The organism is Cupriavidus sp. KB_39, from assembly GCF_052114485.1.
GTDB lineage: Bacteria > Pseudomonadota > Gammaproteobacteria > Burkholderiales > Burkholderiaceae > Cupriavidus.
On record NZ_JBFREV010000168.1, the window covers coordinates 1 to 597 of the forward strand.

Annotated in this window: 1 protein-coding gene; it reads right to left on the reverse strand. The window is 65.0% G+C overall.

Translation table 11 applies throughout. The features are described from left to right. Nucleotides 1-92 precede the first annotated feature (92 nt). On the reverse strand, nt 93-302 hold the full coding sequence (locus tag AB4Z27_RS29335) for a toxin VasX (RefSeq protein ID WP_441646019.1): 210 nt from the start codon (nt 300-302) through the stop codon (nt 93-95). Between the last annotated feature and the right edge of the window lie 295 nt (nt 303-597).

The following is a 597-nucleotide window of genomic DNA, read 5'->3' on the forward strand; positions in this document are numbered from 1 at the left end:
AGCGTAGCAAGCGGGTCGTGTAGCGCGCGCTGCCATGCAGCGTCAGGTCCTGCTTCTGGCCTTTGCCGACGCCGCGGGCGGTGTCTTCGACCTTAGCGTAGCAAGCGGGTCGTGTAGCGCGCGCTGCCATGCAGCGTCAGGTCCTGCTTCTGGCCTTTGCCGACGCCGCGGGCGGTGTCTTCGACCTTCAAGGGCGCGGTAACTGCCGGCAGCCCCATGTCGATGGGCGCGACGGCATAGCGCACGGGCAGGATGAGCAGGCCACGCTTGTCGCAGTAGCCGCATGTCTTTTCGATGGCCATAGACGTCAGGTCCCCAAGGTTCGCGTGTTTGAACTGGCGGCAGGGGCGATGCGACGCCCCGCGCGCTGCACGGTAAACACTTTTCCATGGGGGGAAAACGGCCTTGCCCGACTATTCAGCCGTTTCTTGTCGAAGGTCGACCGTCCCGCAAAAATGAGACTTGTCGCATATGGCTATCGCGTTGCGCGTGCTAGCTACCCCAACAGCCGCCGCAGCTGCACCGCCACGTCCTCGGCGGCAGAAACCGGCAGCAGCGGCACGCCGATGCCGTGGTGCCAGTCGAACAGCGCCTGGC